The following is a 26,566-nucleotide window of genomic DNA, read 5'->3' as shown; positions in this document are numbered from 1 at the left end:
GCACGGATGTCTTCTCCCCCGAGAGCGGATGGGCTAGAGATTACGACACAAACATTTCCGGAGGCCGTGCGTGCGGCCTCTTTGCTTTTACTGTTTTGTGAAAAAAAATACTAACAGAATGGACGGGCTTCTTTTCCGATGAGAATATACAGAAAAAATACCAGGTATATATCGTGTTGCACCCGGTATACTTTCACTTTAGTTGCCAATAGATGTAGCAATGCATATTTATTTTTAGTATCTTCCTTATAAACGGAGCCCATCCGCTTGCCCGCGTAATAACAGTTACAAGCCAGAATCAAACTACGATCGCTTATGAGAGTAGGTGGAGGAATTTTGGTGTGTTTTTTATCCACGAATCTGCTATACCTGCCTGTATATAGTCAGACTGCTACCATGACGTCTTCCGGAGCCTGGAATGTTGCCACCAACTGGAGCGGCAGTAATATAGGCGACCTGGTTACAGAAACAGTTACTATCAATAATAATATAAATCCTACGGTTCCTTCCGGATACACTGCTACGGTTGGTAATACAACGCTTAGTAATAATAATACGCTGCAGGTGACTGGTACTCTAAATATAGGCGATGCTTCCAATGCATTTAATCTCACTACCAATAACAATGCAAACATTAGCGTATCAGGTACATTGATTATATGGGGAAATCTGGTAGTGAACAACAACATCAACTGGACTATATCGGGTACGGTAATTATAAAAGGTAATGTTATTCTCAGTAACAATGCGAATGTAACCGTATCCGGTAATCTGAGTGTAAACGGAAATTTTACCGGTGGCAATAACACGAACGTTACGGTAAGCGGAAGTATAGATGTAGATGGCAATGTAAATGTAGGCAACGGCTCGAACCTGAATGGTTGTGCTGGCTGCTTTCATCTCGATGGTACCTGCACAGGCCCGGCTTCATTCTGCGGCAGCACAGCATTGCCGGTTACGCTCCTGTTTCTGAAAGCAAAGGTATATATAGAGTACATTGACTTAATGTGGGCTACGGCTTCCGAAATAAACAGCGACCACTTTGCTATACAACGATCGGTTGATGGCAGTATATTTACTGCCATTGGAAATATACCAGCCTCCGGAAATACGCACGAACGAAAAGACTATACCTTCCGCGATACAGCGCCTGTACCCGGCAAGCTATACTATCGACTGGAAATAGTGGATATAGATGGGGCGATTGCTCATTCCAATGTTATACAGGTTCTCTATGAACTGAAGAATAAACAGCTTCTGGTTTCGCCTAACCCTGCATCGGCCAGTGCAGTTACTGTTACCCTGAGCTTTATGCCAGACGATGATACCTATATGGACATAACGGATCTTTTTGGAAGACCGCTGCTGCGAAAGCGTCTTCAATCTTTTACAGAAACCTTCGATTTTCACCAGCAACTCCATGCCGGCAGCTACTTTGTGCGTGTGGCCACACACCCGGCACAGCTTGTTGCCAGGCTTGTTATCCGCGATTAGCAATAGCCCAGCCGGCTTTCTCTTCCATGTTTACGGCCGGGTATATGGAAATAAATATATTTTTTCGTATCTATGATTAATTAATTGTGTGAAGCGGTTTATAGCGATATCATTTTTGCTGGTATTCCTGTTCAATGTAATAGGGTATTATGGTTTGTTTTGGCTTACCCGCGAGCACCTGCGTGCCAACATGCAACAGCAACTGGATGCGGGCAATTATGCTGAGCACGAAGCGGTAACGCTCAAAATTCCATTGTCGTTACCCTATCCGTTACAGCACGAAAATCAATATGAGCGTATAAACGGAGGGTTTGAACATGCCGGTGCCTTCTACAAGCTGGTAAAACAAAAACTGGTAAACGATACGCTATATATAGTATGTATCCCCGATCACCAGGAGAGAAAACTGCATACTGCTATAACAGACTTCGTCAAGAGCATGAACGATCTGCCTGCGACTTCTAAAACACTGAAGGGACTGGGTAGTCTCATCAAAGATTTTGAAATATATACTTCGGGCAGTCTTCAATCTGCTGCCGGTTGGTTTTGTAACAATACCTCCTTCAAGGATTCGGAGTATATCCTGCTTTCCGGTATCCATTCCATCTTTACGCCACCTCCCCAGGCTGTCGCCTGAAAAAATCAGGTGCCTGATTTCAGTATCGTCATTCAATAGGAGAACTATATATCTCCTGTTACGGCATCATTCCTTTTAACATTATTATTTACGATTAGCCAGGTATAGCATGCTTTGCAAAGCGAAGAGGTAACTATACCGTAACGATTTTTACTATGCCCTATATTTCTGTTGAGGAGCATTTGCCGGGTATTACCGGACTGCTCGAATATCGCAAAGACTCCGCAGAGCCTATTCGCGAGCTTACCCAATATTTACTGCGTGGTCCTTCCACTTTAACTGAAGGCGAGCGTGAACTTATAGCCACCATAGTTTCCTATAACAATCAGTGTCGCTTCTGCACAGCAGCACATACCGCTGCAGCCGACCTGCTTTTTGACGATGATAGCGTTACGGAAAAAGTAAAACAGAATATTGAAACCTCGCCTGTAAGCGAAAAAATGAAAGCACTCCTCATGATTGCATGGCATGTGCAACAGGGAGGAAAAGAAGTCACCACCTCCGACATAGTGCGTGCAAAAGATGCTGGCGCCACGGATATAGAGATACACGATACTGTATTGATTGCCGCACTCTTTTGTTTATATAACCGCTATGTCGATGGCCTTGCAACGGTAGCCCCACCCGCCCCCGAATTTTACAAAGGACTTGCCGAACGATTGGTAAACCACGGTTATACCCGCCTGCCACAAGGGTACGATCACCTGAAGAAGAAGTAAGCTGAAAGCGAAAAAGTATAAAGCAGAAAGTATAAAAGATACTTCAACCTGAACCATTAAAACCTTGAACCATATCCGCCCAACTATATGCCTCACATACAAGTACCCGAAGGCGTGCCAGGTATACGCAGCCTCGTAATGTTTCGCCCGGAAACGGGACAATACCTATATAAACTCGCACAAGTATTATTGCGCGAAGAATCTCCGCTTACACCAGCCGAGCGCGAACTTATCGCTACACATGTATCGGCACGCAATGCGTGTGTGTTTTGTATGAGCAGTCATGCAGCAGCAGCACGTGAACTATATAAAGAAGATCGTGCTATAGTGGATTGTGTGATCCGGGATGGAGATGCTGCTCCGGTTACACCCAAAATGAAAGCGCTACTGGTAATAGCCGGGCATGTGCAACAGAACGGTAAAAATGTTACCGAAGCAGATATAGCAGCAGCACGTGCAGAGGGTGCTACCGATCGCGATATACATGATACCGTACTGATCGCAGCCGCCTTCTCCATGTTTAATCGTTATGTCGATGGCCTCGCCAGCTTTACACCAACTGATCCTAAAGAGTACGATGCCATGGGCGTACGTTTGGCGGCGGTTGGTTATACTCTTCCTAAACCTGTAAGTGCTTAAGTTAATGCAAACCCGACTATGAAATTTATACCGAGTATTATTCTTACCGTTTCGTTGTGCGTATTGGTGCTGACATCCTGCACACAAACAAACACCTGTCATGAAGAAATGATTGCTATCCTTGCCAAAGCAAAAGTTGAAAATAAAGATGCCGACAACCAGTATATGCCGTACGAAAAGATGCGGTATATGGATTCACTGCTGGCTGTGCCGCATAGCAGCCCCAGCGAGATAGCATACTGCCAATACCTGAAGGCAAATATACTTCTGGAGATGGGCAGAGAAGAAGAAGCCATTGAACTCTTTGAACACCTGGTGCAGAATGTAAATTCTTATCAGGCAGAAAAGATCGCGAAAGACCTGGCGCTGGCATATCTCCGTGTAGGAGAGCGCAACAACTGCATCAGCAATCACGCTTCCGAATCATGCGTACTTCCTATAAAAGGATTGGGTGTACACCGTGATGAAACCGGTTCGCGCAAAGCGATCGCGATATATGAAAAAGTGCTTGCAAAAAATCCGAAAGATCTCGAGTCGCGCTGGCTGCTGAATATAGCCTATATGACACTCGGTGAATATCCGGATAAAGTACCTCCGGCATTTTTATTACCCGATATGCAAGGAGATACTACCAACAGGGTAAATGCATTTATAGATATAGCGGCCGATCTGAAACTTGATCTGAAAAGCATGGCCGGAGCCAGTATTACTGAAGACTTTGATAACGATGGTTACATTGATCTGATTACCGGTGGATGGTCGCTGGATGATGAGATATACTATTTTCATAACAAGACTGATGGAACGTTTGAAGATCGTACGGCTACTTCCGGGCTAAAAGGAATTTCCGGTGGACTGAACATGATGCAGACAGATTACAACAATGATGGATTGAAGGATATATTTGTTTTGCGCGGTGCCTGGAAAGGTGAGTACGGACAAGACCCGAACTCGCTGCTGCGCAACAACGGTGATGGTACATTTACCGATGTAACAACAAAAGCCGGTTTACTATCCTTTCACCCAACACAGACGGCCACCTGGAATGATTTTAACAATGACGGATGGCTGGATGTATATATAGGAAACGAGTCTCCTTCCAAAGGTATTCAGCAACCTCATCCGTGCGAACTATATATCAACAACCAGGATGGTACATTTACAGAAGTAGCTACGAAGACAAATGCCAACTTCCAGGGATTTGTAAAATCTGTTACTTCCGGTGATTACGACAACGATGGCTGGAAAGATATATTTATTTCTACTATGGATAAAGGGCGGCACCTCTTTCGCAATAAAGGATTGCACGATGGTAAACTTATCTTCGAAGATGTATCGGGCTATGCCGGTATAGATAAAGATGCAGGAAGAACATTTCCTTCGTGGTTCTGGGATTTCGATAACGATGGCTGGCTGGATATATTCGTGTGCGACTATACATTTGATAATTCTCTTGCTTACTATGCGGCTGCGGAGAAGCTGAATATACCTGCCGGTAATCCGGACAAGATGTTTCTCTATCACAACAATGGTGATGGTACATTTACCAATGTGGCAAAGGCATACGGGTTAGATAAAATGGCGTTTGCCATGGGGTCTAACTTTGGCGATATAGATAACGATGGCTATCTCGATATGTACCTTGGCACAGGCAATCCTAATTATCAATCACTGGTGCCGAACAAAATGTTCAGGAATGTAAACGGAGAAAAATTTGTAGATGTAACAGCGTCTGCACGTGTAGGACATTTACAGAAAGGCCATGCTGTATCTTTTGCCGATATGGATAACGATGGCGACCAGGATATATTTATTGAGATGGGCGGTGCGTTTATTGGAGATGCCTATCAAAATTCTTTCTTTATGAATCCGGGCCAGGGTAATAATAACTGGATCAGCATTCAACTCGAAGGCACAAAAGTAAATCGGCAGGCAATTGGCTCGCGATTGAAAATCACCTGCACAGAGAATGGCAGGAAGCGCACGATATATCGCGATGTAAATTCAGGAGGAAGTTTTGGTTCATCGCCTCTGCGGAGAGAAATAGGACTAGGTGCTGCTACCAGGATCGATGAACTTGAAATCCGCTGGCACGGGAGTAATACCGTAGAGGTATTCAAAAATATACCGGCCAATCAATTTATTAAAATTACGGAAGGTACCAATACTACCGAAACGATAAAACTGCAAAAGATCAACTGGGTACTGCCCGAGAAACTTTGCGGTCCGTTGGCTGCTAACTAAAAAAATGGTTATAGTGGAGTTACAGGTGATTACTGTAACTCCGCATAACCAAACAAGGAATTATATTGATTACAATAGACCAGCACAAATACATGTGCAGCGGTATAGCGGGTATCATGGAAAGTAAAATTTATACTGCTCCCCTGAAACCCCGTGGTGAGCTTTGTCACTTCCAGCACGTTGGCCGCACTATAATTGCTGGACTTTGATAAATATACATGTACATCTGGCCCTTGTGTCATGGTAAATTGCTCCAGACGCAACGTGATTACATTCGTAGTATCTATATATAGCAGCACCTTCCCGGCCAAACCATGTTCGTAACTTACAAAGCTACCCGCAGAAGATGAGGAGCCCGCCTGCGGATTTGTTACCGGGGGTTCTACTATTGTGTTTACAGGCTGGGGCTTGTCTTCTGAATTACAGGCGAACATCAACATACTACTGATAATCACCCATTGTAAACGCGTTATCATACTATATATAGTTGTTAACATACTTATGATTTACCAAAAGGTTTGAACGTTACGGCCACTAAAGCCATGGCTGCTTTATAGCGATACCGGTCGTTCATAATTCTCCCGTTGTCGAAAGAGAGATTTTGTTTCGTGCGATACTCACTGAAGAGAAAAGTATAGCCTGCGCGTATGCCAATCTTTTCGGTAAGCCAGTATCGGATATAAAACTCTGAGTTCAACGAACCTTTATCATTATCGCTGGTGAGTAGCAGATTAAACGATGTAGGTGAAGCTTGCTGCACCGGTGCCTGCCCGGCATCATATACGCTGGAAAGTATATTGAACCTCTTTTCCGATCCGAAGCTGAAACCAAGCAAGTCGATATTCACACCTATATCAAGTCTGGGGCGCAGAGTATACTGGAGATATACCGCCAGGTTTACCGAATACGTAGCGGCCGTAGCGGTAGTGATGGTATCTATATTTTCCTGCAGCGTTTTGGAAAATATGGTGCCCAGGTTCTGTTCGGTGCTGGTATATTTGGCCGGAGCCGTAGTGTAATATTTGTTGGCAGCTACAAAACCGGTAAAGCGCACGCCATAACCGGCCTTGAATCGCTGTTGCTTTTTGCCGAAGCCATGCAGGTGGTTCCACGCGAGAGCGCCTGCAAATTTTCCGCTGCCACCACTCACGGCCACATCAAAATAATGCTGCTCGTAATAGCGGGCCGGACTTTCCTGTGCAAGTGTAGCAGGAGCAATGGCACTTACACACAGGAATGTAAGGCATATAGTATATATTTCTACAAAGCGCATGTCGGATGTATTAGGGGAGTATATACCGGACTGGGCCGGTGTCCCGGCCGTTGTGCTTGCCAGTACCTATTGTGTTTTTACAGTAGGCCAGTTGGCATCTGCTTTCTTGATCAATTCCGGTTGATCTTTCTTCCAGGTGGCCTGTACACTTTTGTTATAGTTGAAATATAATTTATCGTTCACGATTGTCCAGGTATCGGTTTGGGTTGGAGCTTTATGTCCTTGCGAAGTACCATAAGCACAATAGCCTCCATATTGCGGAGCATATTTTTCAGGTGCAGCTTTAAATGCTTCCAGGTTTTCTTTTGTGGAGAACGACCATGTAGCGCCATTCCAGAAATACGCCAGTTCTTTTTTCCCTTTTACAGGTTTTGCTTCTTTGAAAAATGCTACAGGATCATACCCGCGTATAGCGCCTTCTTCGGTGGTAAAGATTTCTCCCGTCTGTGCCAATAGCGGTGTGAGTACAAACAGGAACAGTGATGCAATGATTAGTTTTTTCATAGTAAATGATTGTATAGGTGTTGACTTGAAAACGAGCCGTGTAATGCCCGGGTTTAGAGAGTACAAAAGAAAGCGCCTGCAATGACAGGATTTGTAATCCAGGCGACAATTTCTGCTGATGCTGTAAGAAATATACTTTCTGAACACTTTGTTGAAACACACTATATATCGGCTGGCACATAAATAAAGAATGCCCTGCATGACAGATCGTGCAGGGCATTCAATAAGAATATAGATTGTGTTATGGAATACTTACGATCGGGCAATTTACATTCGCCAGTCCCTGACCCACAGAAGTAGCAGACACGGCTGTTGCTATATTATTTACCTTATCAAAGTCTGCGTTATCATAAGCACTTACTGACCACAGCGGAGAATACGCAGCATCCGATGGAAGCGTAGCCACTACGTTGTGTGTTTGCGTTGATCCGTCCTCGGTAACAAAACCTGAAGCAGGACCACTGTTAGCATTGTTGGCATCCGGGTTGATGTTAAAGCTCACATATATAGGGGAGACAGGCACCTTGCCGGAAGTTACTGTCAAAGCTTTTTCACCGAAAGTAAAATAGTATACCACTTTCTCTTTATACCATCCTCGTATAATACCTGAAGATTCGCCATTCAATCGCAAGGAAGCGGTAGAACCCTGTGGTACCACGGGGCAATTTACCAGCGTAGAAGTTGTTTCCTGTTTATAACCACGCGAATTGATCTCATCATAGCTAGCCACTTCATTCGCCTGGTAATCGGCAGGAACCGTAACTTTTACAATCTGCCAGAAATCATTGTAACCATTTTCTCCCGGTAGTACATCAATGATATTTAACTGACCACTTACCGGTGTTGATTCTCCTTCGTGGTATAGTACCCAGATAGGAGCAGGCGTTGTAGACTGCACATCGAAATTATAGTAGGCTACATGCTGCCCGGAGGGCCCGAGTCCTTTGGTAATGAACGGACCCTGATCGAAATTTACCGCGGCATTCGCGGCCGGTAGACCATTCGTTGTAGTACGCACCTGCAAATGTCCGGCAGCAGCACTGAAGCGATCAACGGAAGCTACAGCAGCTGTATTCGGATCGTAGATCTCCTTGCTTTCATTGTCATCGTCATTACAGGCAAACATGCTTACACCAAGCGCCACACTGACTAAAAGAATTTTGAATTTTTTCATAAGACTTTGCAATTTTTAAAGTGATGCAAATTGTCTGTTCGCGAAATGGCCTCATGTCATCAGCACGACATCTGGAGTATTTTTAATTTTGTGTATTGAATAAAATAGCCATTATCTCTGGCAACCTTTCTTTGGGTAATGCCGTCCGCCATAGCTATATACCAGTCAATCATTGAATGGAGTAACAATTCTCTGAAAAGTATACATTTGTTTTTCTAACTAAGAACAAGCATGAGGCCATTGCAGGTATACCATGAGCGCAGCTGAACTAACCGAACGTACTTATAATTTTTTCCACGCTATGGAGCGATGCGACACAGCGTGGCTGGAAGATAACCTGGCAGACACATTTACTTTTAACGGTCATTTTCCGCCTTTTACACGGGAGGCTTTTATTAAAGGGCAGCAGGGAATCATTCAGGCGTTTGACGGTTGGCGATATACTCTTCAGAATATAGAGCAACGCGATCAGGTTATACTGGGGCAGCTCTGCATCACCGGTCGCCATGCAAGAGCGCTTCAATTGCCAAGTGCTGCTATAGCTCCTTTTGCACCTGCATTCAGGGAAGTGCGAACAGCGCCACAACGATTTGAGGTATATTTCGAACAGCAAAAGATTGTAAAACTCTGGACAGAGATGGCGAAAGGTAAAGGTATGCGTGAAGTGCTGCGACAGTTAGACATCGTGTTGGATACATTCGAACATGAATCTTAATATACCTATATTTGATTTTATTATTCCCGCGGGTGATTCAATTGAATTTGAATTTGGCAGAATTGAGAACATGCCCGGTATTATTAAGGCTGAACAATTACCACACCGCCATAACTTCTACGAGATACTCTGGGTAAGCGAGGGCGAAGGCACGCAGTATATCGATTTTAAAGGATATACTATAAAAGCACCTGTAGTATATTTCCTGTCGAGCGAGCAGGTACATTATTGGGAGATAAAGAAGAAAGTAAAAGGATATGCCTTTCTGTTTACAGCAAACTTCTTCTTACAAGACTCGCACAGCAAGGCGCTACTGGATTTTCCATTCTTTCATTCATCAGCACAGGCTCCTGTATTGAAACCGGATAAAGCGCTGGTGGCAGATCTGCAAGTGCTGGGGCAGCAGATAGCGCGTGAATACACGAACCATGGCATAGCACGCGAAACGATCTTGCGTAGTTACCTGAATATACTGTTGGCAAAATTCCTGGCGGGCTTTACCGAACAGCACCCGGTATTGCTGCACGATGATAAAGGTGAGTGGGCGGTGCGTAAATTGAAACTGGCTATCAATGAACATTTCCTCACCGAGAAATCGCCTGCTATATATGCCGAACGATTGAATATTTCTACGCGCCATCTCGCCAGTATTGTGAAGAAGATAACCGGTAAAACAACTACCGGCCTGATCAGCGATCGCGTAGTGCTGGAAGCGAAACGATTGTTACAATATTCCGATTCTTCCATTGCTGAAATTGCTTATTACCTCGGCTTTGAAACGCCAACCTATTTTGGAAGATTCTTCCGGAAAATTACCGGTATAACTCCCGGACAGTTCCAAAAGAAAATTGCTGCCGGAAAATCTTCTCTGCGAAGCAAACATCTATAGTGTAGGTTGTATCTTACGGACTATATAATTTCTCATTCATCCTTTTGTGACACTTTATCCGAAAACTGTGTCATGCATTCTTTTAACAGCCCGGTACTTTTGATTTGTCGTTCGCACATGATTGCCAATGAAAGCAATCCGTCCGATGACGGAACATACTTATTTTATTATACCATGAAAAATTACAAAGTACCTGCACGCGAAGAAGTATCACCTGCCAACCAGACGCTCTTCGACAAACTTCAGCAAGCATTAGGCATGGTGCCTAACTTGTACGCTACGATTGCCTATTCAGAAAACGGATTGGGTAAATATCTGGCATTTCAGCAAGCAAAATCATCGCTATCCAATAAAGAGAAAGAAGCGGTTAACCTGGTAGTGAGTCAGGTGAATGGCTGTCGCTATTGTCAGAGTGCACATACTGTGCTGGGTAAAATGAATGGTTTCTCTGATGCAGAGGTTATTGATCTTAGGAAGGGAAACAGCAGCCAAGCAAAACTGCAGGCACTGGTAGCATTAGCGAAAGAAATTACAGAGAAGAAAGGACACGCATCGTCAGTTGTGTTGGATGCTTTTTATGCTGCCGGATATACGGATGGAACCCTTGTTGATCTTATTCTGCAGATCAGCGATAAGATTGCCATGAATTATTTGCATAACCTCACCCAGGTCCCTATCGATTTTCCGGTAGCCCAGGAGTTGTAAGATGCGGATCCATAAAAATTTTTACCTATAGCTATAGCGTGTATGAGTGAGTTAGAGAGAAGACCTCCGTTTCCACCTTTTACCGAGGAAACGGCACTACAGAAAGTACAGGCCGCAGAAGATGCCTGGAATACAAAGGACCCTGTAAAAGTATCGATGGCCTATACGATCGATACGGAATGGCGCAATCGCACAGAGTTTTTGAGAGGACGTGATGAGGTGCGCGCATTTTTGCAACGCAAGTGGGAGAAGGAACTAAACTATACTTTGAAGAAAGAACTTTGGGGCTTTCGCGAAAACCGTATGGCCGTACGCTTTGAATACGAATGGCACGATCATGCCGGCCAATGGTATAGAAGCTATGGCAATGAACTGTGGGAGTTTGATGAAAACGGTTTAATGCGGAAACGATTCGCCAGTATAAATGACCTGGCCATACAGGAACATGAATTGAAACTGGTAAAGCGCTAGCGAAAGAGCGATCGGTATACTAGGCGACATTTTTCCTGAATTACTTTTTGTTCGCTTCGGCTTCGTGATGATATTTGTTACCTTTCCCGGTATATACGTACTATCAACAGACCGGGCGGTATATGGAATCACCTTTTGAATATGTAACCGTACTGATCTCGATCGTGCTGGGGATGGGAATAACACAGTTAGTATCAGGCTTTGCCGCAATTGTTATTAAATGGGAGCGGGTAAAGATATACTGGCCACACATGATCCTGATTCTGCTGGTATTTATCATTCACATACAAGACTGGTGGGCAACGTACGAACTTCATGCTTATGAATACTGGCGGCTGCCCACTTTTCTTTTTATTATACTATATCCGGTAAATTTGTACATACTGGCGCGTATACTGTTTCCGCCACGATGGGCAGCAAAGGAGATTGACCTGAAAAAATTCTATTTTGAAAATTACCGGAAGATATATCTCTTTATGATCTTCCTTCCGGTACACTCAATCATCGAAAATATATTTATAGGAGGCTATAGTATCAACGATCAGGTCGTGCAGATATTTCTGTTGATGATACTGGTTCCTGTAGCCGCCCTAAATCGAAAAGACGAATGGATGCACAAAGCTATTGCCATTATTTTCCTGCTGATTATGGTCGTAACGTTTGCCGTTGCCTGGAATATATTCCTGATCAAAAAATAATTAAGGTTTTAAAAGTTTCATGCCGAATCCCCTTGAACCCTTAACCTTGAACTTTAAACTACTCTCCCCATTCTGTCATAACCTTGATCTCCGCTGATATAATTGACAACAAAGGTACGAAAGCCTGAAATATAGCAGTTGTTAGCTTATGAATACTGCACGTCTTTTACTTCGCGCATTTGCCGCTGCATCAACTCTTGTGTAGCCTGCAGCTCCTCCATGTTCTGGCGCATCTCTTCTTCCTGCGAGCGAAGTTCTTCCGCCTGCTGCTGCGATTTTTCCAGCAAGTAGCGTGTTTGTGCATTTACTTTTTCATTGGCAATCTCTGAAGCCATCAGGTCGCCAAACTGTTTGAAAAATTCCAGCTCGTGCGGCTTCAGTTTGCTGAACGATGCCACTTCAATTACACCTTGCACTATATCATTATGAATAAGCGGAAGAATCACCAGGTTGTTAGGACTGGCTGTGCCAAGACCTGATGTAATTTTTACATAATCGTGCGGAACATCGGTGAGATATACCATGTCTCTTTCCAGGCATGCCTGTCCTACCAGACCCGAGCCAAAGTATATGGTTTTCTCGAGAAACTTTTTCCGCTCGTACGCATAGCACGAAACAAGATTTAGCTTTTCAGCATCATCATCCGCTATAATAAATAATGAACCTTGCGAGGCCGTCATCGACCGAACTACAAACTGAATAGCTGTATCATACAGGGCCGCGCGCGATTCATGTTTTTGCCGCATGATCTTGCCCGCTTCAGCAACACGTTGCGATACCCACGCTGCTCGTTGTTCTTTTAGTGCTGATTGTTTAAGATTATCGCGCATCAACAACAGCGACTCTGCTATAGCACCCTGGTTGTTGAAGATCTTTACCTCTGTATCAAAATTGCCTTTGCCAACATCAGTAGTAAAGGAGCGCAGGTTGGTGAGATTATATACCAATGTTTTGAGTGAGGTGAGCATGTTACCGATCTCATCTTTACCGGCCTTTACATCAACAGGCGGTAATTCTCCCTCAGAGATTTTCATTAGCGTATCTTTCGTCTGTAGTATAGGCCGCGCAATCATATTGCCGAGGTATTGCGAAAAGGTGAAAACGAAAATGATCGTTCCTATAAAGAAAGTGAGAAGCAATGCGTTGGCGGTTGTAACCGTGTGCTCATAATCAGTATAGGTCTGGTCGCGCATAGCCATAGCGATATCCGCTGATTTGGCAATCGACTTTTTAAATGATTCGAACATCGAAGCATATTCCGTTAGAATTTTAGCACGCACCGACATATATAGGGTGTCCTGTCGTGAGCCATCGGCTTTGGCCGCCAGTGCCATATTCTGATCCGTGAAATCGGTAAGGGAATTAACGATCAGGGAAAGTGTTTCGATAGAATTGGAGAGATTTGTATTACCCAGCTTTTTCTGTGACTCCCGAATGTTTTTTTTCAATAAATCTACTCGTTGGCGATTAGTATCGTAGTTTGCCTGGTTCCTGGCAATCTGCGTACTCATGGTTTGGGTATCGGCCAACAATGAAATAAGAATTTCGCCTCGCAGCGCATTGAGACTCATGCGTAATTCAGAAAGGTCTACTTCAAACTTGTCAATTGCTTCTAACTGATCGGCTTTCTTTTTGAGTATATTTTGTGAGGCGAAAACCACCACCAGCACCAGTATAAAAGATATTAGAAACGTTAAGCTAAGAATCAGAAATTTTCTTTTCAGACTCAGGTTATGCAAAAGCTCTGTCATGATATATATTTTTATTTGGGTTATAGTTTGTGTAGCAGTGTTACTTCCTATATCCATCCATTACGATGCATAGTAAGGTACAAGCCACTGCCACGCCTGTTGTTACCATTCGCTTAGTGTTTTAATAAGGAGTTACCTGGATTTTCATTGCAAGGGTAACAACGAAATGATCTTATCCGGGAAATATCATCGGATAAGGAACAACCAGTTTTATCAGAGGGGTAAACGATCGAAATGGTTGAGCGCTATATATGCGCTTTGGTCCTCAAAATTAGTTCAAGGACACAGTTAGATGCAAAACGGCAGAGTATCTTTTTTTGTTACATTTGTGGCGAACAAAAATATAGGGTATGAGAGTTATACCGGATTTCTGTAGACCATACCATTTTTCTATGCGATATATAGCGAGCTTAAAAAAAGTTTAAAGAATGTGATCCGTATTTTTTATAACTTGTTGAACACAACCGGGATAATATAGTTTATATGGAAAATATACAGATTGAACCCATTGGTTTTGTTCGTTCACCTTTAAAATCGCTTGAAGATTGTCCGTTGCAGGGATATGAGGGAAAAGTGAGCGCTATAATTGAAGTTGCATCAGCCTACGCGAAGGGTTTGCAGGGTATATCTGTGGGCAGTGAACTGATACTACTCACCTGGCTGCACGCAGGCAACCGCAGTGTACTTACATGCTACCCGCGCAATAATATTAGCGCTCCGCATGTTGGTGTGTTCAGTACGCGTTCACCCGATCGCCCAAATCCTGTAGGGCTTCACCCCGTAACAGTTACGGCTATAGTGGAAGGCGGAAATCTGCAGGTATATCCGTTGGAAGTATTGGATGGTACACCCGTAATTGATATTAAGCCGGTGATAAATGCTGGTAGCTAGGGAAGTCGGAAAGTCAGGAAGTCGGAAAACACGGAAAGACGGGAAGTGTGGGGAGAGATATACTATATATGGTAATGCGTGTTGATTGAATATCGAATATTGAACACGGAATGCCGAATGCTGAAGTGAATCCGGTGCCTTTACGATTAACGAACAACGAATAACGATTATCGGCTACTCATCCAGCGCTGGCAGCTATCCTCACCAACAGCTTGTTAAATTCCTGCTGGCGGCCAGCGAGTATAGAAAAAAAATCTTTATCAAATTGCTCTACGGTTTTTATAGCTTGTTTGGTAATAGCTATACCTTTTGTAGTGAGCGCTACTACTTTGGCGCGTGTATCCGTAGCGTGCTCTTGTCGGGCAACGAAGCCTTTGGTTTGTAAGGTGCGCAACACAGTAGATGTAGTCATCGGATCGATCTTGCTGTGCGATGACAGATCGATTTGCATAACATCCTGTTCCTGTTTGGATAGCCACAGTAAACTGGCCAGTAACACAAACTGTGCGTGTGTGATCTTATGTTTGGTTAATGCTTTTTTTATCCCCCGCTGCCAGAGAGTAGTTACCTGCCAGAGTAAAAATCCGGAGCTATCATCCGCCCGATCAAAACTGAAAGTATTATCGCTCATGATTCAGCATTCTATTGCTGATTAAAGTAAAGTCTTTTTCTCCGATTTCAAAAAAGCCAAATCGAAACGGATAACCCCACGATTTTTTGTCAGCTATAAATTCAAGCTCATGCAACAACGATGTGATCGGTATTTCCTGGCACGACACAAACGCTATATTTCTGCGAAACGGTATAAAATCTTCACTCATAGCGAAAGAGTATACATTTTCATCGCATACTTTGCCAAGAGCAGAGAACGTCTGGCATTTTGCCGTGCCATTCATCGTTTGTTTGGGTGAATAAAAAATTACCCAGTCATCCGGCCTCATCCGTTTCAGTGGTGCAGCTTTTCCGTGGCAGGCTTGTATAAAGCCACCGGCTATACCATGCTGCACATGGTCTTTGGAGGCCACCGTTATCCAATAGCGTTGTGTAGATTGCATTGTGCTTATCGTTTTTGCGCTATAGCGATTTGCAGGTGTACATCTTCTTCCAGTTTTGATACTATATCCTTCATCACCAGTTTATTCCAGAGGGCACCCAATAAACCGGTCATAGTCATGCGAACCGTAATCTTCAACCCGTCCGGAGTATCTTCATACCAATGCTCGCCGTACATCTTTGCCAATGGAAAAGTTGTCTGATCCTTGAAGTAGCCATAGGGTTGTACATCTACCAGCTTGATCTTTATACGCGGGCCGCTCGCGGGTTTTAGTATAAAGGAAGATCCGCTTTCAAATTTGCCGAGCAGTTCAGCATGTTCAACGCCAGTATCCCAGTGTTTCCAGCCGTTAACATCGGCCATCAGGTGCCAGATCTTTTCTTTTGTAACCAGGCGTGTTGTAGCAGAGAATGTTCCGGTAATCATAATGGCTTATATAATAATTGTTAATATAATATGTGTACTTATTAAGTAACGTGACCTTAAAAGATTGGTTTCGTTTAAAAGTTCTTTTTTTTTAGGAAAATGATGGGATGAATCTCCGGTCAGAAAAAATAATTACCACCAGACAAATTTTAAGCTAATATTAAGGAATGTAGTAAAGAAAGTTCCCCGCAGATACTATATCTTTAGACACCCAGTTTTTATTTTTCAAATCATGCCTACCCGTTTGTTGCCGGTGCTATACCGGTGGATTGTACTGTTTGTATTGCCGATCGGTATATCTGTGGCCGGTCCTTCTTCCACAACTCGCAGAAATTTCAAAGACCACTATACTCCTCATGCGATAGAGACAGACACCGCTGTGATAAGTCGTTTATTGCGCGAGGGCGTAGCGCTGGAATTAAAAGAACCCCGGCATGCACGCCAGCTATACCGGCAAGCCGAGCAACTGCTGAACGAGGACAACGCTGCATTGTCTCCGCGTGTATTCAGTACGTTGGGCTGGTTCTACATCCGCCAGAGTCAGTACGATTCAAGTGCTATATTCTTTCACCGGGCATTAGCGAACCGCCCTGAAGCAGAAGCGAAGATAGAAGCCTATCGCGGGTTGGCACAGATTCAACTGCGGAAGTCAGCATTCGATTCATCAGTATATTATCTCACAACAGCGCTGGCTCTCGGTACGAATGAGAAGGATTATAAGGGCCTGGCCCATATCCACAACGATTGGGGAAATGTAGCCATCGAACAAAACGATTATGTAAAAGCTCTGAACGAATATCTGCTAACGGCCCGGCTATACGACAGTGTGCTGCACGATGGTGTTGGTTCTGCCACGGCACTGCTCAATATTGGTAATGTACACTACGTACTCGGTAATCTTGACAAAGCCGTTTCGTATGCTACACGTGGTAAGCAGCAGGCATTCGCCAGCCATCACAATCGCGGAATCACCTTTGCCTATAAATTATTAGGACGCATATATCGCAAGCAACAGAAGTTAGACAGTGCTCTATACCAATGTCAGCAGGCACTGCAGCAGTATATTCGCGAGGGCGATAAGCTGAATGCAGCCGAGATCATGCAAAGTATAGCCAACATCTATTACGACAAAAAGGAATATAGACAATCTCTGCGGGCGCTGGATAAAGCAACGGAATATGCCAGGGCGATTGAAGGCCCTTCTATTATGACCTATATATACTCTTCCAAGGGGTTTGCCTATTATGAATTAAAGCAGTTGAGTCAGGCCCGGGTATATTTCGATTCTTCGCGACTATTGGCGCAAAACACGCGGCATCCTTACCTGGTGATGGACGCTTACCAGATGCTGAGCGAAGTGGAGAAAGAAGAACATCACTATCCGGAGGCGCTGGCATACTATGAGAAATTTACCACATTGAAAGATAGTTTAACGCAGGCAGAGAACCGGCAGGTGGTAGAAGAGATGAGCGCTAAATATGAAAGTGCCCAGAAGGAATCTGAAATATCGTTGCTGCAAAAAGATAAACGCATCGCCCGGCTATGGACCTATACACTTACAACCATTCTCATTCTGGTGTTGTTAATGGCGTGGCTGTTGATAAGTCGCAGTAAATTGAAAGTAAAAACAGCACGTGAGCTGGCGGCCAAAGAGAAGCAACTGAGTATACAACAGAAGGGATTACTGGAAGCAGAACTTCGCGCCCGACAACTGGAAGAAGAACGGTTGAAGCAGGAGATCGATTTCAAGAATAAAGAACTCACCACGTACACACTCAATCTTATTCAGAAGAATGAAGTGATGGAAGAACTGCGCACCGGATTGGAAAGTCTGAGTAAAGAAGGATCAAACCCCGTGGGAGGGCTCATACAGAAATTGAACTATAGCGCTCACCTCGATCGGGAGTGGGATGGATTCAAGCGTTACTTCGAACAGGTGCACACCGGCTTCCTCGGAAAATTACTGGAGCAATACCCTGACCTCTCGGCCACTGAAATGAAACTCTGCGCCCTGCTAAAACTCAACCTTGAAACAAAAGAGATCGCTTCATTGATGGGTATATCTCCCGAGAGTGCCAAAGTATCACGATCGCGTCTTCGTAAAAAACTCAATCTAGAAACCGACCAGAACCTCTCCAAATTCCTCGCTGCATTTGGATAAACCATCCGGATGTCTCCACTTTTATATCCCTATATATAGGCATTGGGGCATCACATGATCAGGGTAGAGCCGTTAGCAAAAGGTTAACAAGATATAGGTAAACCTCAAAATTGCGCTGAAAACAAAGCCCGTCAGGTTAACAGCAAGTCACAGCCGTTTACTCGCATTATACTGCCCGTTTATTTTTGTCGCCCGACAAATATTCTTAAACCCTGTCTAACGCTTTAATCTATTATGGTTGCAAAATCTGTTATGCGGCTTGCCGTGCTGCTCAGTCTCCTGGCCACGGTAAGTCAGGCTCAAGTTGTGAGCAATTTTAATTCCGGTGCCGATGGATGGACGTGCATCGAACAAGGAGGCACTACGGTTACGCCTGCCTATAGTGCTGCCGGTGGAAACCCCGGTGGATACCTTTCGCAAGATATCGTTACTACATCGCTGCCTAATTCCAACCTGTGGTTTTGGCTGGCGCCTGCCAAGTTTCTGGGTAATCGGAGTCTCTCATATAACCAGACCTTGTCGTTCGATTTGCAGCAGTCGCAGAGCGGAACGGATGTAAGTATATTCGGAGATGTAGTATTAACCAATACGGCTGATGGCTATACTTTGTATTATCCGTTGCCAACCAAGCCGGCTACAGCATCGTGGTCTTCCTATACTATAGCGCTGAACGAAACAGCCGGTTGGAAAAAAGGAAACCTTTCCGGGCCAGCGCCTACCAAAGATGAAATGAAGCGGACACTGGTAAATCTGTCTTCGCTAAAGATCCGCGCCAAGTATATGGGCGTTGTTACGGGTAGTTATATTGCCAAACTGGATAATGTAGTGCTGCAGGTTGCTACATTGGGTATAGCTCCGGTGATTACTTCGTTTACTCCTAGAAATGGTTTGCCGGGCACAACGGTAACTATAACAGGATCGAACTTTCATACAACCATTGCCCAGAACAGTGTATACTTCTCCGGGGTTAAAGCCACGGTTACAGCTGCTACAGCAACGCAGCTTACGGTGAACGTTCCAGCTGGTGCACCACAAGGTCCAATCACAGTAGTAAATACAGGCACCGGTTTGCAGGCTATATCAACCTTGCATTTTTATTCGCGCTTTGATAACAACAAAGATTACGGTGGGAGAATTATACCCTCTACCATGTCTATCGCGAACCAGACGGTGCTGCCTATGAGCAACAGCTCCAATAATTTTGGCGGATTAGCGATGGGCGATTTTGACCAGGATGGTCGAGAAGATCTGGTGACTACCGAAACAGCTACCAAAAAGGTATATATATACCGGTCGTTAGGAACAATGCCGGTTGCACCTTCTTCTTTTGCTACGCCTGTTACTTTGCCGGGGCAGGTAGATGGCGAAGTGGTAACAGCCGATTTTGATGGCGATGGCTTGCTGGATATAGCAGGTCTTTATCAGGGAGCTTCCTTCGAATATTTTAATGTATTCCGAAACACCAGCTCACCGGGAAGTATATCTTTTGCAGCACCTGTAGCAGTACAACTTCCCAATTATACTGCGGCTGTTATTCATGCCGATGATCTTGACGGTGACGGACGTATTGACCTGATCGCTACCAACGGGAGTTCGGGAAGCTATATATGGGTAAACCAGAATTTGAGTTCACCCGGCAACATAGACTTTGCCGGATCTATATTGCTGGGTACACCGAGTGCCTATAGTCACATTGCCACGGGCGATATCGATAATGATGGTAAAAAGGAAATGATTGTTTCGTACTACTCCTCAAATCAATTTCTGGTATTCCCCAACGCATCTATACCAGGCACTATATCGATGGGGCCATCTTTTACTATTACGCCTTCGGTAGCTACAATCAGCGATGCCAGACTTATATTGGCCGATCTGGATAATGACGCTAAAACCGATCTGGCATGGGCGGGATATAGCGCCACATCGCTATTTGTAAAAAAGAACCAGTATAGCAGCGGTACCCTGGATGCAACTGCCTTTGGTGCAGACCTTACCTATACATCATCCATTGCTCACCCAACGCATTTGGCATCAGCTGATATAAACAGCGATGGACTGAATGATATAGTGGTGGTCGGATTTTCTGACATGGCTATATATCAGAATACGGGTAGCGGATCATTGAATGTTAATTCATTTTTGCCCGGAGTTCTATTTGAAGGCGCAGCGGGTGGTGATGCTATATATGCTACCGGCCCTTGCATTGCCGACTTTGATGGCGATAACAAACCGGAAGTGATTATGGGATATACCAATCCTTCCATCGCTACCGCTTCTAAAGCTATATTTATTTACAGGAATGAAAGTTTCCCGCCACCGCAGATCACCTCGCTGAGCAGCACAGCGGGAAATGCCAACACATCGTTCAAGATTGTTGGTAATTATCTGAACACGTATGGCGATATACCCGATTCGCGAGTGGAAGGATTACGGGGTGCTTTGTCGGCAGTAAGCAATACATCGGCCACGGCATCTGCGATCGCAGGCAATAGCGACAGGCATGTAGGGGTAACGTTGCATGGTCTTTCGGCATTTGCACAACAGTCGTTCACCACTACATTTTCCAGTTCTGGTGTGCTGGATAATACTACATTTCCGGCCAGTGTAGATTTTGCATTATCGTCTTCCGTAGCGGGCGATGCCATGGCTATAGCCGATTACGATAACGACAACAAACCTGATGTGCTGATTGATGATAATATTACCGGAAAGATTTTCCGGAATACACAGACAACAGCCGGTAGTGCCGTAACAGCAACAACACTCACGGCTCTCACCAATACGCTCACATATGTATACCACGGCAAGCCTGCCGACCTGGATGGTGATGGATGGATTGACCTTGTGGTAAATGGTTCTATCTATAAAAATAACAGTGGCACACAAGCTCAGCCTATATCATTTGCCGCTCCGGTATATTTTGCAGGCAATAGCGTAAATCGTCTGTTTCCCAATCATGATCTTAACCTGGATGGAAAACCTGAAGTGGTATATTCTACCGGTAACAAGGTGGGTATTAGCGAGAACTTTACTCGTAATAACATTCCTTTTTCATCAAGCACATTTCCATCGTTCACAATGTCGCCCGTAACTATTAACGCAGGTGGCACAGTGACGGATCTTGCCATAACCGATTTTGATGGTGATGGCTTTGAAGATATAGCGATGGGTGTTGCCGGAGGCGCACCGACACTTGCTGTGATGCGTAACAATGGATTGAAGCAGAATATAACAGCATCGCAGTTTGCAGCAGCGGTAACATTCTCTTCCGGTAATGATCCACAGTATATGGCGGTAGCCGACTTTGATGGTGATGGAAAGAATGATATAGCAGTAGGAAATAACAGCAGTGCTTTTGTTACTGTTTATCGTAATACCAGTACATCGGGCATAATAAACTTTCAGCGCACCGATATACCTGCGCCTGCCGGTACCGTTGGTATAGTGGCCGATGACCTGGATGGCGATGGTAAAGCGGAGATCGTTATCATTAACCAGGTATCGCTTGCAGGTTCGTTCAGTTTGTTTCAGAATAAGAGTATATCCGGAACAATTTCATTTGGTTCGGCAATAACCTATAGTCTCCCGAATGTACCCTACGCATTGGCAACAGCCGATATGAATCTGGATGGTAAAGCCGATATACTTGTTGCCAGAACCGGTTCGCCAAAAGCAGTGCTCTCTGTTTTTGAAAACAAGATCAGCAACGCCTCTGTAATTACCGTTACAACACCGCCGGCATCAACAACGGTATGCGAAGGTACAGGGGCATCGTTATCCACAGCAGCATCAGGTACTACGAATATCGTGTATCAATGGCAGGTATACGACAAAAATGCCGGAGGATATATAGACGTAAATGATGATGCTACCTATAGCGGCTATGCTACCGGTAAACTTTCTATGAATACAAGAGGTATTAACGGTGTGATCAGTTTTCGGTGTAAGATCAGCGGCGATCTGGCACCGACTATATATACCAACGTTGTTACGGTTACGGTAAATATAGTGCCACCCGCGCCTGTAACAACCAGCGCACAAACCTGTAAAGCGGCTTCCGTAATTTTACAAGCCAGTGGAGGAACCAACGGACAGTACAGATGGTATACTTCTGCTACCGCGGTAACACCGATTGCCGGCCAAACTCAAAGTGCGTATAGCACACCCGTGGTAAATGCCACTACAACATATTTTGTTGCTATCAATAACGGCTTGTGCGAGAGTACACGAACCAATGTCGATGCCGTTGTCAACCCGGTTACACTGGCCAAGCCTGCTATTACTACACAGCCGGCATTAATACGAAATACCATTACAGTGTGCGATGGAACTACAACTACGTTAACAGCGCCAGCGGGTTTTCTATATCAATGGTCGGATAATGAAACAAGTCAGGCAATAAATGTTACTGCCAGTGGCAGTTATAGCGTTGTGGTGAGTGATGCACAGGGATGTATAAGTCCTTCTTCAGATGCGATCAATGTAGTGATCAATCCCTGCGATAATCCTCCGGCTATATCGGCCAGTACCGTATCCGTTGCGTTGGAAGGAAAAGTTATCGTTGACCTTACACCATTGGTCAGCGACCCGGATAATAATATAGACTTGTCGTCTTTAAAGATTGTACAACCTCCGGCCAGCGGAGCGATTGCTTCTATCAATGCCGATCATCAACTCATTATCGATTATACCGGTATAGCTTTTTCAGGAGAAGAAACGATCCTGGTAGAAGTATGTGATCTTACGAATCGCTGTGCGCAGCAGCAGATCAGCATTGATGTAGCCGGTGATATAGTGGTATACGGAGGCATTTCTCCCAATGGCGATGATAAGAATGCAATCTTCTTCATTCAGTTTATTGATGTGCTGGCAGATACAAAAAACAATCATGTAACTATCTACAACCGCTGGGGTGATGCTGTGTTCGATACCTATAATTATGATAATGTTGAACATGTTTTTCGAGGGCAAAATAATAGTGGTGCTGATCTCTCAGCCGGCACCTATTTCTACAAAATAGAATTTGCGTCTGGCAAAAAGACCCACACCGGATACCTTTCTCTTAAACGCTAACGATAAGAACTCTCCTCATGAAAAATATAAAATTTGTACTCATCGTATCGATGATAACGATATATACTGTTTCGTTTGCTCAGCAAGACCCTCTCTATAGTTTATACCTTAATAATCCTATTGCTATAAATCCTGCCTATAGCGGCTTGTATCATAACCTGGAAGTAAATGTAGATTATCGCGATCAATGGGCAGGCTTTGATGGGCATCCCACAACAGCAACGACCAATGCCAGCATGTCGCTACGTAATAATACAATGGGTGCAGGGTTTGTTGTGGTGCAAGATAAAATAGGAGAAAACACCAATACCAGTTTAAATGCCACTTACGCATACCAGGTAAAGTTGAATGCAGCACAGATTTTTTCCTTCGGTATGCAGGCAGGTTTTACAAACTTCAAGTCCGACCCCTCGCAGGTTAAGGTATATAACGCAGACGATCCGGCTTTTGCCTCCTATAGTCAGATGAAAGTAAATATAGGGGCTGGTGCTATACTAAAAGGCGATCGATACCTGGTTGGGTTTTCCGTTCCCCGATTATTACCCAGCACACTGGATGCCGGCAACGAAAAGCTACAGGTATATCAACAGCATTATTACCTGCAAGGATATTATCTCATGCATCTGTCAGACAAAGTCGTTTTCAGGCCAGCTATTCTCTTCAAAGGGCTCAAGCATGCACCACTCTCCACCGATTTCAGCGCCAGTGTAATCCTTGATCGAAAATTTACGGCCGGTATATTTACCCGCAACCTCCAATCGTATGGCTTGCTGGCGCAGTTGAATTTCCTGGAGCGTTTCAAATTTGCATATGCTTTTGAGATACCAACCAACAATTCAGTAGGAACAAGATATACCACCCACGAAATAACACTGGGTATACGCACAGCTGTGTTTCGCTTTCACGATAACATCGCGTGGTAAAGCTGCGAGATTAAAAAGTGCCGCAACGGTGCTATGCAAACTATATTCCTGCCGGAGTAAAATCTGGCAGGATATAGTTCTTTTGTTTGGTGCTATCGGATGTTTCTACTCGACACTTGGAGAAGGGCAGTCTTGTACAGCTTTCTTTGCTGATCAGTCGGGCGCTTGTCTGAACGTGGAAATACTATGCCCAAGGACCAGGTGCATTCCATGTAACAACTTTATCTTTACCCGTTAATGATTGTGTAATTGGACTTAGAAATAGTTCAACCTGTTTTATCACTTCATCAAATATATCTGGTATATGTGGTTGACTTAGACGTTTATGAAATGAGGACCACTGAGATTTTTTGGCGTCAATAAAGGCAGACTCAAACGCATCTATTTTTTCGGGCAATATGGTCTTTCTTTTTTCAAAGGTTAACCGTATCGCTTCGGCCATTGTTACGCCTTCAAAATTAAACTGACGTGACAAAAGCCATATATCATAGAAGTCTTTCATGCGACTATTGGCAGAGCCCAGAGTGACCATTGCTTCAAATTTTTCAGCTATAGAACTCTCACGGGTATATGCCTGAAGAACCGGTGCAGGTGATCCAAACATTGTTGGTAAAGTTGATTGTTGAGGCCCGTGAAAGATAATATCGCCAAAGCCTATATCAACCTGCATATATATCTTTGCTGTGCCAAGTTTTCTCTGAAATCGGATTCTGATCCCTTCATAATCGGCATCTTCGGTGATTCGCTCAGATTGAATCGTGTCTGGCAGAAATATCAATCCATCGTCAGTAACTTTTATCTGAACCACCTCGGTAAATATATACTTCAGGTGATCTTCATCATTCTTTGTTTTGCCGAGCATATCAATATCCATCGTTGCCCGGAACTCAGGAGCGTTCCACATCCGTAACATGAGTGCTCCTTTGAGTATAAAATCTTTTACATACTTTGATTGAGAGAAGCGATACAGAAAGCGCTCCATAGCGTAATATTGTAACAGCTCATTGAAGGGTCTCTTATCTGTTTTTGCCCGAACCAATAATTTTTCTCTAATAGATGCAGCTATGATTTTCGGAACTTTGCTCATATCAATGTTTCAATGTAAGGACGCATAACGGTTTCGACTTTGCATGTTTTAGCAAAGTCAAGTATCTGTTTTACCCTGATTTTTTTTCTTGATTTGTAAAATTTAAGTGCTTCAAGAAATACATCCATTCCTATTTTATTTCTGAATTTGAAGCAATCTACCAAAGTCTTTTCTACGCTATATATTTTTACCTGAACCTTGTCGATCTTGTGAGTCTCTATTCCGGCTATATACCCATCTGGTGAAAAATGATGAACTGATAGCGGGGGAAAATCTATACTGGATGTTCTGGCTCCTTGTTTAACAGCTACGAAAACCTTATGAGGAATTTGAGTTGTAATGCCGTGAAATGCCAAAGCAGATACCAGGCAAATAACTCCTTCAGGAATTTTCAATGCTACTGTTACAAAATCAGGTTGCGATATGTCGACCTCCGAAAGTTTATAGAGGCCTCTGGAAATTTCCTCAATTTCTCCTGCGTCACGAAGTTGATACAAGGTTCGTGGATGAATTTTGGCTTTCAATGCTTCGGAAGTACGGAAGATACCACCGCGGCTTTTGATGAAAGCCCTTGCCGTTCCGGTACTATCTGCCGCTACTTTCTTCATGGATAAAAACGTATACAATCGTATTTATTTATATACAAAACTATCCATTATATTATTAATAATCAAATTGCCGGGATTAGCAAAATATGATTCCCGCTCAATGCATAATATGATTTTTCTGTGTCGCGATCTGCATTTGCCTGTTTTACTTTCACCAGTAGGTGAGTCTTTATATAGAGTCGTAAAATAATTGTAAGCGAGTTCTGGCTTATATACGTTTCGTTCTTTTCCAGGGCATTGCGTAAGTGCTGTTCATCAAATGTTGCCTTGCAGGTATATATACCTCGCAGCACTTCAATTTTGATTGGGGTAGGAGATATGTTATAGAACGTTAAAATTTTGTGGTAGTATAAATCGTCTTTCTGTGTGGCCATAAAACGGAATAGTTATGTGTTTATATAGTTGAGGCTATCTTTTTACTAAGTAATCT

At 43.9% G+C, this 26,566-nt stretch carries 25 protein-coding genes; 14 read left to right on the top strand and 11 right to left on the bottom strand.

Annotated features, from left to right (window positions below):
• Window positions 1–315: 315 nt before the first annotated feature.
• The 5 genes from VIN08_RS08145 (at window position 316) to VIN08_RS08125 (ending at window position 5,733) form a co-directional block, all read left to right on the top strand.
• Window positions 316–1,494, top strand: coding sequence for a hypothetical protein (locus tag VIN08_RS08145; RefSeq protein ID WP_331962938.1), 1,179 nt, complete (start codon window positions 316–318; stop codon window positions 1,492–1,494).
• 88 nt (window positions 1,495–1,582) lie between these two features.
• Complete coding sequence (locus tag VIN08_RS08140) at window positions 1,583–2,131, top strand: hypothetical protein (protein WP_331962935.1); 549 nt, start codon at window positions 1,583–1,585, stop codon at window positions 2,129–2,131.
• 155 nt (window positions 2,132–2,286) lie between these two features.
• Window positions 2,287–2,850 carry a carboxymuconolactone decarboxylase family protein gene (locus VIN08_RS08135; RefSeq protein ID WP_331962932.1) on the top strand — a complete coding sequence of 188 codons (564 nt, stop codon included), beginning with the start codon at window positions 2,287–2,289 and terminating at the stop codon, window positions 2,848–2,850.
• 87 nt (window positions 2,851–2,937) lie between these two features.
• Window positions 2,938–3,489, top strand: a complete 552-nt coding sequence (locus tag VIN08_RS08130) for a peroxidase-related enzyme (RefSeq protein ID WP_331962929.1) — start codon at window positions 2,938–2,940, stop codon at window positions 3,487–3,489.
• 18 nt (window positions 3,490–3,507) lie between these two features.
• Window positions 3,508–5,733 carry an FG-GAP-like repeat-containing protein gene (locus VIN08_RS08125; protein WP_331962926.1) on the top strand — a complete coding sequence of 742 codons (2,226 nt, stop codon included), beginning with the start codon at window positions 3,508–3,510 and terminating at the stop codon, window positions 5,731–5,733.
• Between the two features lie 29 nt (window positions 5,734–5,762).
• Here the strand turns inward: VIN08_RS08125 and VIN08_RS08120 are convergent, their stop codons facing one another.
• The 4 genes from VIN08_RS08120 to VIN08_RS08105 all read right to left on the bottom strand — a co-directional run bounded on the left by VIN08_RS08120 (window position 5,763) and on the right by VIN08_RS08105 (window position 8,684).
• The gene (locus VIN08_RS08120; RefSeq protein ID WP_331962924.1) at window positions 5,763–6,209 is read right to left on the bottom strand and encodes a DM13 domain-containing protein; all 447 of its coding nucleotides are present in this window, start codon (window positions 6,207–6,209) and stop codon (window positions 5,763–5,765) included.
• A 23-nt stretch (window positions 6,210–6,232) separates the two neighbouring features.
• Window positions 6,233–7,006 carry a hypothetical protein gene (locus VIN08_RS08115; protein WP_331962921.1) on the bottom strand — a complete coding sequence of 258 codons (774 nt, stop codon included), beginning with the start codon at window positions 7,004–7,006 and terminating at the stop codon, window positions 6,233–6,235.
• A gap of 66 nt (window positions 7,007–7,072) precedes the next feature.
• On the bottom strand, window positions 7,073–7,510 hold the full coding sequence (locus tag VIN08_RS08110; RefSeq protein WP_331962918.1) for a YHS domain-containing (seleno)protein: 438 nt from the start codon (window positions 7,508–7,510) through the stop codon (window positions 7,073–7,075).
• A gap of 241 nt (window positions 7,511–7,751) precedes the next feature.
• Window positions 7,752–8,684, bottom strand: a complete 933-nt coding sequence (locus tag VIN08_RS08105) for a hypothetical protein (RefSeq protein ID WP_331962915.1) — start codon at window positions 8,682–8,684, stop codon at window positions 7,752–7,754.
• 301 nt (window positions 8,685–8,985) lie between these two features.
• Here VIN08_RS08105 and VIN08_RS08100 point away from each other — a divergent pair, with 301 nt between their 5' ends.
• From VIN08_RS08100 to VIN08_RS08080, 5 genes are all read left to right on the top strand, one after another.
• A complete protein-coding gene (locus VIN08_RS08100; RefSeq protein WP_331962912.1) occupies window positions 8,986–9,399 on the top strand; it encodes a hypothetical protein in 414 nt (137 codons plus the stop codon).
• Window positions 9,389–10,288 (top strand): helix-turn-helix transcriptional regulator, encoded by a 900-nt coding sequence (locus VIN08_RS08095; protein ID WP_331962910.1) that lies wholly within the window; start codon window positions 9,389–9,391, stop codon window positions 10,286–10,288. The genes VIN08_RS08100 and VIN08_RS08095 overlap by 11 nt, the downstream gene beginning before the upstream one ends.
• A gap of 72 nt (window positions 10,289–10,360) precedes the next feature.
• Window positions 10,361–10,993 carry a carboxymuconolactone decarboxylase family protein gene (locus VIN08_RS08090; protein ID WP_331962907.1) on the top strand — a complete coding sequence of 211 codons (633 nt, stop codon included), beginning with the start codon at window positions 10,361–10,363 and terminating at the stop codon, window positions 10,991–10,993.
• A gap of 42 nt (window positions 10,994–11,035) precedes the next feature.
• Window positions 11,036–11,464: a nuclear transport factor 2 family protein gene (locus tag VIN08_RS08085; protein WP_331962904.1), complete on the top strand. Its 429-nt coding sequence runs from the start codon at window positions 11,036–11,038 to the stop codon at window positions 11,462–11,464.
• A gap of 122 nt (window positions 11,465–11,586) precedes the next feature.
• Window positions 11,587–12,162, top strand: a complete 576-nt coding sequence (locus VIN08_RS08080; RefSeq protein WP_331962901.1) for a hypothetical protein — start codon at window positions 11,587–11,589, stop codon at window positions 12,160–12,162.
• Window positions 12,163–12,308: 146 nt separating this feature from the next.
• Here VIN08_RS08080 and VIN08_RS08075 read toward each other — a convergent pair whose 3' ends face one another.
• Window positions 12,309–13,913: a GAF domain-containing protein gene (locus tag VIN08_RS08075; RefSeq protein ID WP_331962898.1), complete on the bottom strand. Its 1,605-nt coding sequence runs from the start codon at window positions 13,911–13,913 to the stop codon at window positions 12,309–12,311.
• 483 nt (window positions 13,914–14,396) lie between these two features.
• On the opposite strand from VIN08_RS08075, the gene tsaA reads away from it, so the two are divergent.
• Window positions 14,397–14,804, top strand: coding sequence for a tRNA (N6-threonylcarbamoyladenosine(37)-N6)-methyltransferase TrmO (gene tsaA / locus VIN08_RS08070; RefSeq protein WP_331962895.1), 408 nt, complete (start codon window positions 14,397–14,399; stop codon window positions 14,802–14,804).
• A gap of 178 nt (window positions 14,805–14,982) precedes the next feature.
• Here tsaA and VIN08_RS08065 read toward each other — a convergent pair whose 3' ends face one another.
• Genes VIN08_RS08065 through VIN08_RS08055 form a run of 3 tightly spaced genes read right to left on the bottom strand, consistent with a single transcriptional unit; the run spans window position 14,983 to window position 16,284 of the window.
• Window positions 14,983–15,435, bottom strand: coding sequence for a MarR family winged helix-turn-helix transcriptional regulator (locus tag VIN08_RS08065; protein ID WP_331962892.1), 453 nt, complete (start codon window positions 15,433–15,435; stop codon window positions 14,983–14,985).
• Window positions 15,425–15,859 carry an EVE domain-containing protein gene (locus VIN08_RS08060; protein ID WP_331962889.1) on the bottom strand — a complete coding sequence of 145 codons (435 nt, stop codon included), beginning with the start codon at window positions 15,857–15,859 and terminating at the stop codon, window positions 15,425–15,427. The genes VIN08_RS08065 and VIN08_RS08060 overlap by 11 nt, the downstream gene beginning before the upstream one ends.
• Before the next feature lie 5 nt (window positions 15,860–15,864).
• Window positions 15,865–16,284: an SRPBCC family protein gene (locus tag VIN08_RS08055; protein WP_331962886.1), complete on the bottom strand. Its 420-nt coding sequence runs from the start codon at window positions 16,282–16,284 to the stop codon at window positions 15,865–15,867.
• A 232-nt stretch (window positions 16,285–16,516) separates the two neighbouring features.
• Between VIN08_RS08055 and VIN08_RS08050 the strand changes: the two genes are divergently transcribed.
• The 3 genes from VIN08_RS08050 to VIN08_RS08040 all read left to right on the top strand — a co-directional run bounded on the left by VIN08_RS08050 (window position 16,517) and on the right by VIN08_RS08040 (window position 24,441).
• On the top strand, window positions 16,517–18,445 hold the full coding sequence (locus VIN08_RS08050; protein ID WP_331962883.1) for a tetratricopeptide repeat protein: 1,929 nt from the start codon (window positions 16,517–16,519) through the stop codon (window positions 18,443–18,445).
• Between the two features lie 234 nt (window positions 18,446–18,679).
• Window positions 18,680–23,518 (top strand): FG-GAP-like repeat-containing protein, encoded by a 4,839-nt coding sequence (locus tag VIN08_RS08045; protein WP_331962880.1) that lies wholly within the window; start codon window positions 18,680–18,682, stop codon window positions 23,516–23,518.
• Window positions 23,519–23,535: 17 nt separating this feature from the next.
• On the top strand, window positions 23,536–24,441 hold the full coding sequence (locus tag VIN08_RS08040; protein ID WP_331962877.1) for a type IX secretion system membrane protein PorP/SprF: 906 nt from the start codon (window positions 23,536–23,538) through the stop codon (window positions 24,439–24,441).
• Window positions 24,442–24,625: 184 nt separating this feature from the next.
• On the opposite strand, the gene VIN08_RS08035 is transcribed toward VIN08_RS08040, so the two are convergent.
• The 3 genes from VIN08_RS08035 to VIN08_RS08025 form a co-directional block, all read right to left on the bottom strand.
• Window positions 24,626–25,423 (bottom strand): nucleotidyl transferase AbiEii/AbiGii toxin family protein, encoded by a 798-nt coding sequence (locus VIN08_RS08035; RefSeq protein ID WP_331962874.1) that lies wholly within the window; start codon window positions 25,421–25,423, stop codon window positions 24,626–24,628.
• 101 nt (window positions 25,424–25,524) lie between these two features.
• Complete coding sequence (locus tag VIN08_RS08030) at window positions 25,525–26,136, bottom strand: type IV toxin-antitoxin system AbiEi family antitoxin domain-containing protein (RefSeq protein WP_331962871.1); 612 nt, start codon at window positions 26,134–26,136, stop codon at window positions 25,525–25,527.
• 62 nt (window positions 26,137–26,198) lie between these two features.
• Entirely contained in the window at window positions 26,199–26,510 is a 312-nt protein-coding gene (locus VIN08_RS08025; RefSeq protein ID WP_331962868.1) for a hypothetical protein, read from the bottom strand.
• Window positions 26,511–26,566: the final 56 nt, after the last annotated feature.

The sequence above is a fragment of the Ohtaekwangia sp. genome, from assembly GCF_036568665.1.
GTDB lineage: Bacteria > Bacteroidota > Bacteroidia > Cytophagales > Cyclobacteriaceae > Ohtaekwangia.
The sequence above is the reverse complement of the archived record's forward strand: the minus strand, read 5'-3'. Positions and strand labels throughout refer to the sequence as shown.

Coding starts and splice junctions, on each gene's coding strand:
- VIN08_RS08145 (WP_331962938.1), top strand. CDS start 316: ATGAGAGTAGGTGGAGGAATTTTGGTGTGTTTTTTATCCACGAATCTG.
- VIN08_RS08135 (WP_331962932.1), top strand. CDS start 2,287: ATGCCCTATATTTCTGTTGAGGAGCATTTGCCGGGTATTACCGGACTG.
- VIN08_RS08130 (WP_331962929.1), top strand. CDS start 2,938: ATGCCTCACATACAAGTACCCGAAGGCGTGCCAGGTATACGCAGCCTC.
- VIN08_RS08125 (WP_331962926.1), top strand. CDS start 3,508: ATGAAATTTATACCGAGTATTATTCTTACCGTTTCGTTGTGCGTATTG.
- VIN08_RS08120 (WP_331962924.1), bottom strand. CDS start 6,209: ATGATAACGCGTTTACAATGGGTGATTATCAGTAGTATGTTGATGTTC.
- VIN08_RS08115 (WP_331962921.1), bottom strand. CDS start 7,006: ATGCGCTTTGTAGAAATATATACTATATGCCTTACATTCCTGTGTGTA.
- VIN08_RS08110 (WP_331962918.1), bottom strand. CDS start 7,510: ATGAAAAAACTAATCATTGCATCACTGTTCCTGTTTGTACTCACACCG.
- VIN08_RS08105 (WP_331962915.1), bottom strand. CDS start 8,684: ATGAAAAAATTCAAAATTCTTTTAGTCAGTGTGGCGCTTGGTGTAAGC.
- VIN08_RS08100 (WP_331962912.1), top strand. CDS start 8,986: ATGGAGCGATGCGACACAGCGTGGCTGGAAGATAACCTGGCAGACACA.
- VIN08_RS08095 (WP_331962910.1), top strand. CDS start 9,389: ATGAATCTTAATATACCTATATTTGATTTTATTATTCCCGCGGGTGAT.
- VIN08_RS08090 (WP_331962907.1), top strand. CDS start 10,361: ATGCATTCTTTTAACAGCCCGGTACTTTTGATTTGTCGTTCGCACATG.
- VIN08_RS08085 (WP_331962904.1), top strand. CDS start 11,036: ATGAGTGAGTTAGAGAGAAGACCTCCGTTTCCACCTTTTACCGAGGAA.
- VIN08_RS08080 (WP_331962901.1), top strand. CDS start 11,587: ATGGAATCACCTTTTGAATATGTAACCGTACTGATCTCGATCGTGCTG.
- VIN08_RS08075 (WP_331962898.1), bottom strand. CDS start 13,913: ATGACAGAGCTTTTGCATAACCTGAGTCTGAAAAGAAAATTTCTGATT.
- tsaA (WP_331962895.1), top strand. CDS start 14,397: ATGGAAAATATACAGATTGAACCCATTGGTTTTGTTCGTTCACCTTTA.
- VIN08_RS08065 (WP_331962892.1), bottom strand. CDS start 15,435: ATGAGCGATAATACTTTCAGTTTTGATCGGGCGGATGATAGCTCCGGA.
- VIN08_RS08060 (WP_331962889.1), bottom strand. CDS start 15,859: ATGCAATCTACACAACGCTATTGGATAACGGTGGCCTCCAAAGACCAT.
- VIN08_RS08055 (WP_331962886.1), bottom strand. CDS start 16,284: ATGATTACCGGAACATTCTCTGCTACAACACGCCTGGTTACAAAAGAA.
- VIN08_RS08050 (WP_331962883.1), top strand. CDS start 16,517: ATGCCTACCCGTTTGTTGCCGGTGCTATACCGGTGGATTGTACTGTTT.
- VIN08_RS08045 (WP_331962880.1), top strand. CDS start 18,680: ATGGTTGCAAAATCTGTTATGCGGCTTGCCGTGCTGCTCAGTCTCCTG.
- VIN08_RS08040 (WP_331962877.1), top strand. CDS start 23,536: ATGAAAAATATAAAATTTGTACTCATCGTATCGATGATAACGATATAT.
- VIN08_RS08035 (WP_331962874.1), bottom strand. CDS start 25,423: ATGGAGCGCTTTCTGTATCGCTTCTCTCAATCAAAGTATGTAAAAGAT.
- VIN08_RS08030 (WP_331962871.1), bottom strand. CDS start 26,136: ATGAAGAAAGTAGCGGCAGATAGTACCGGAACGGCAAGGGCTTTCATC.
- VIN08_RS08025 (WP_331962868.1), bottom strand. CDS start 26,510: ATGGCCACACAGAAAGACGATTTATACTACCACAAAATTTTAACGTTC.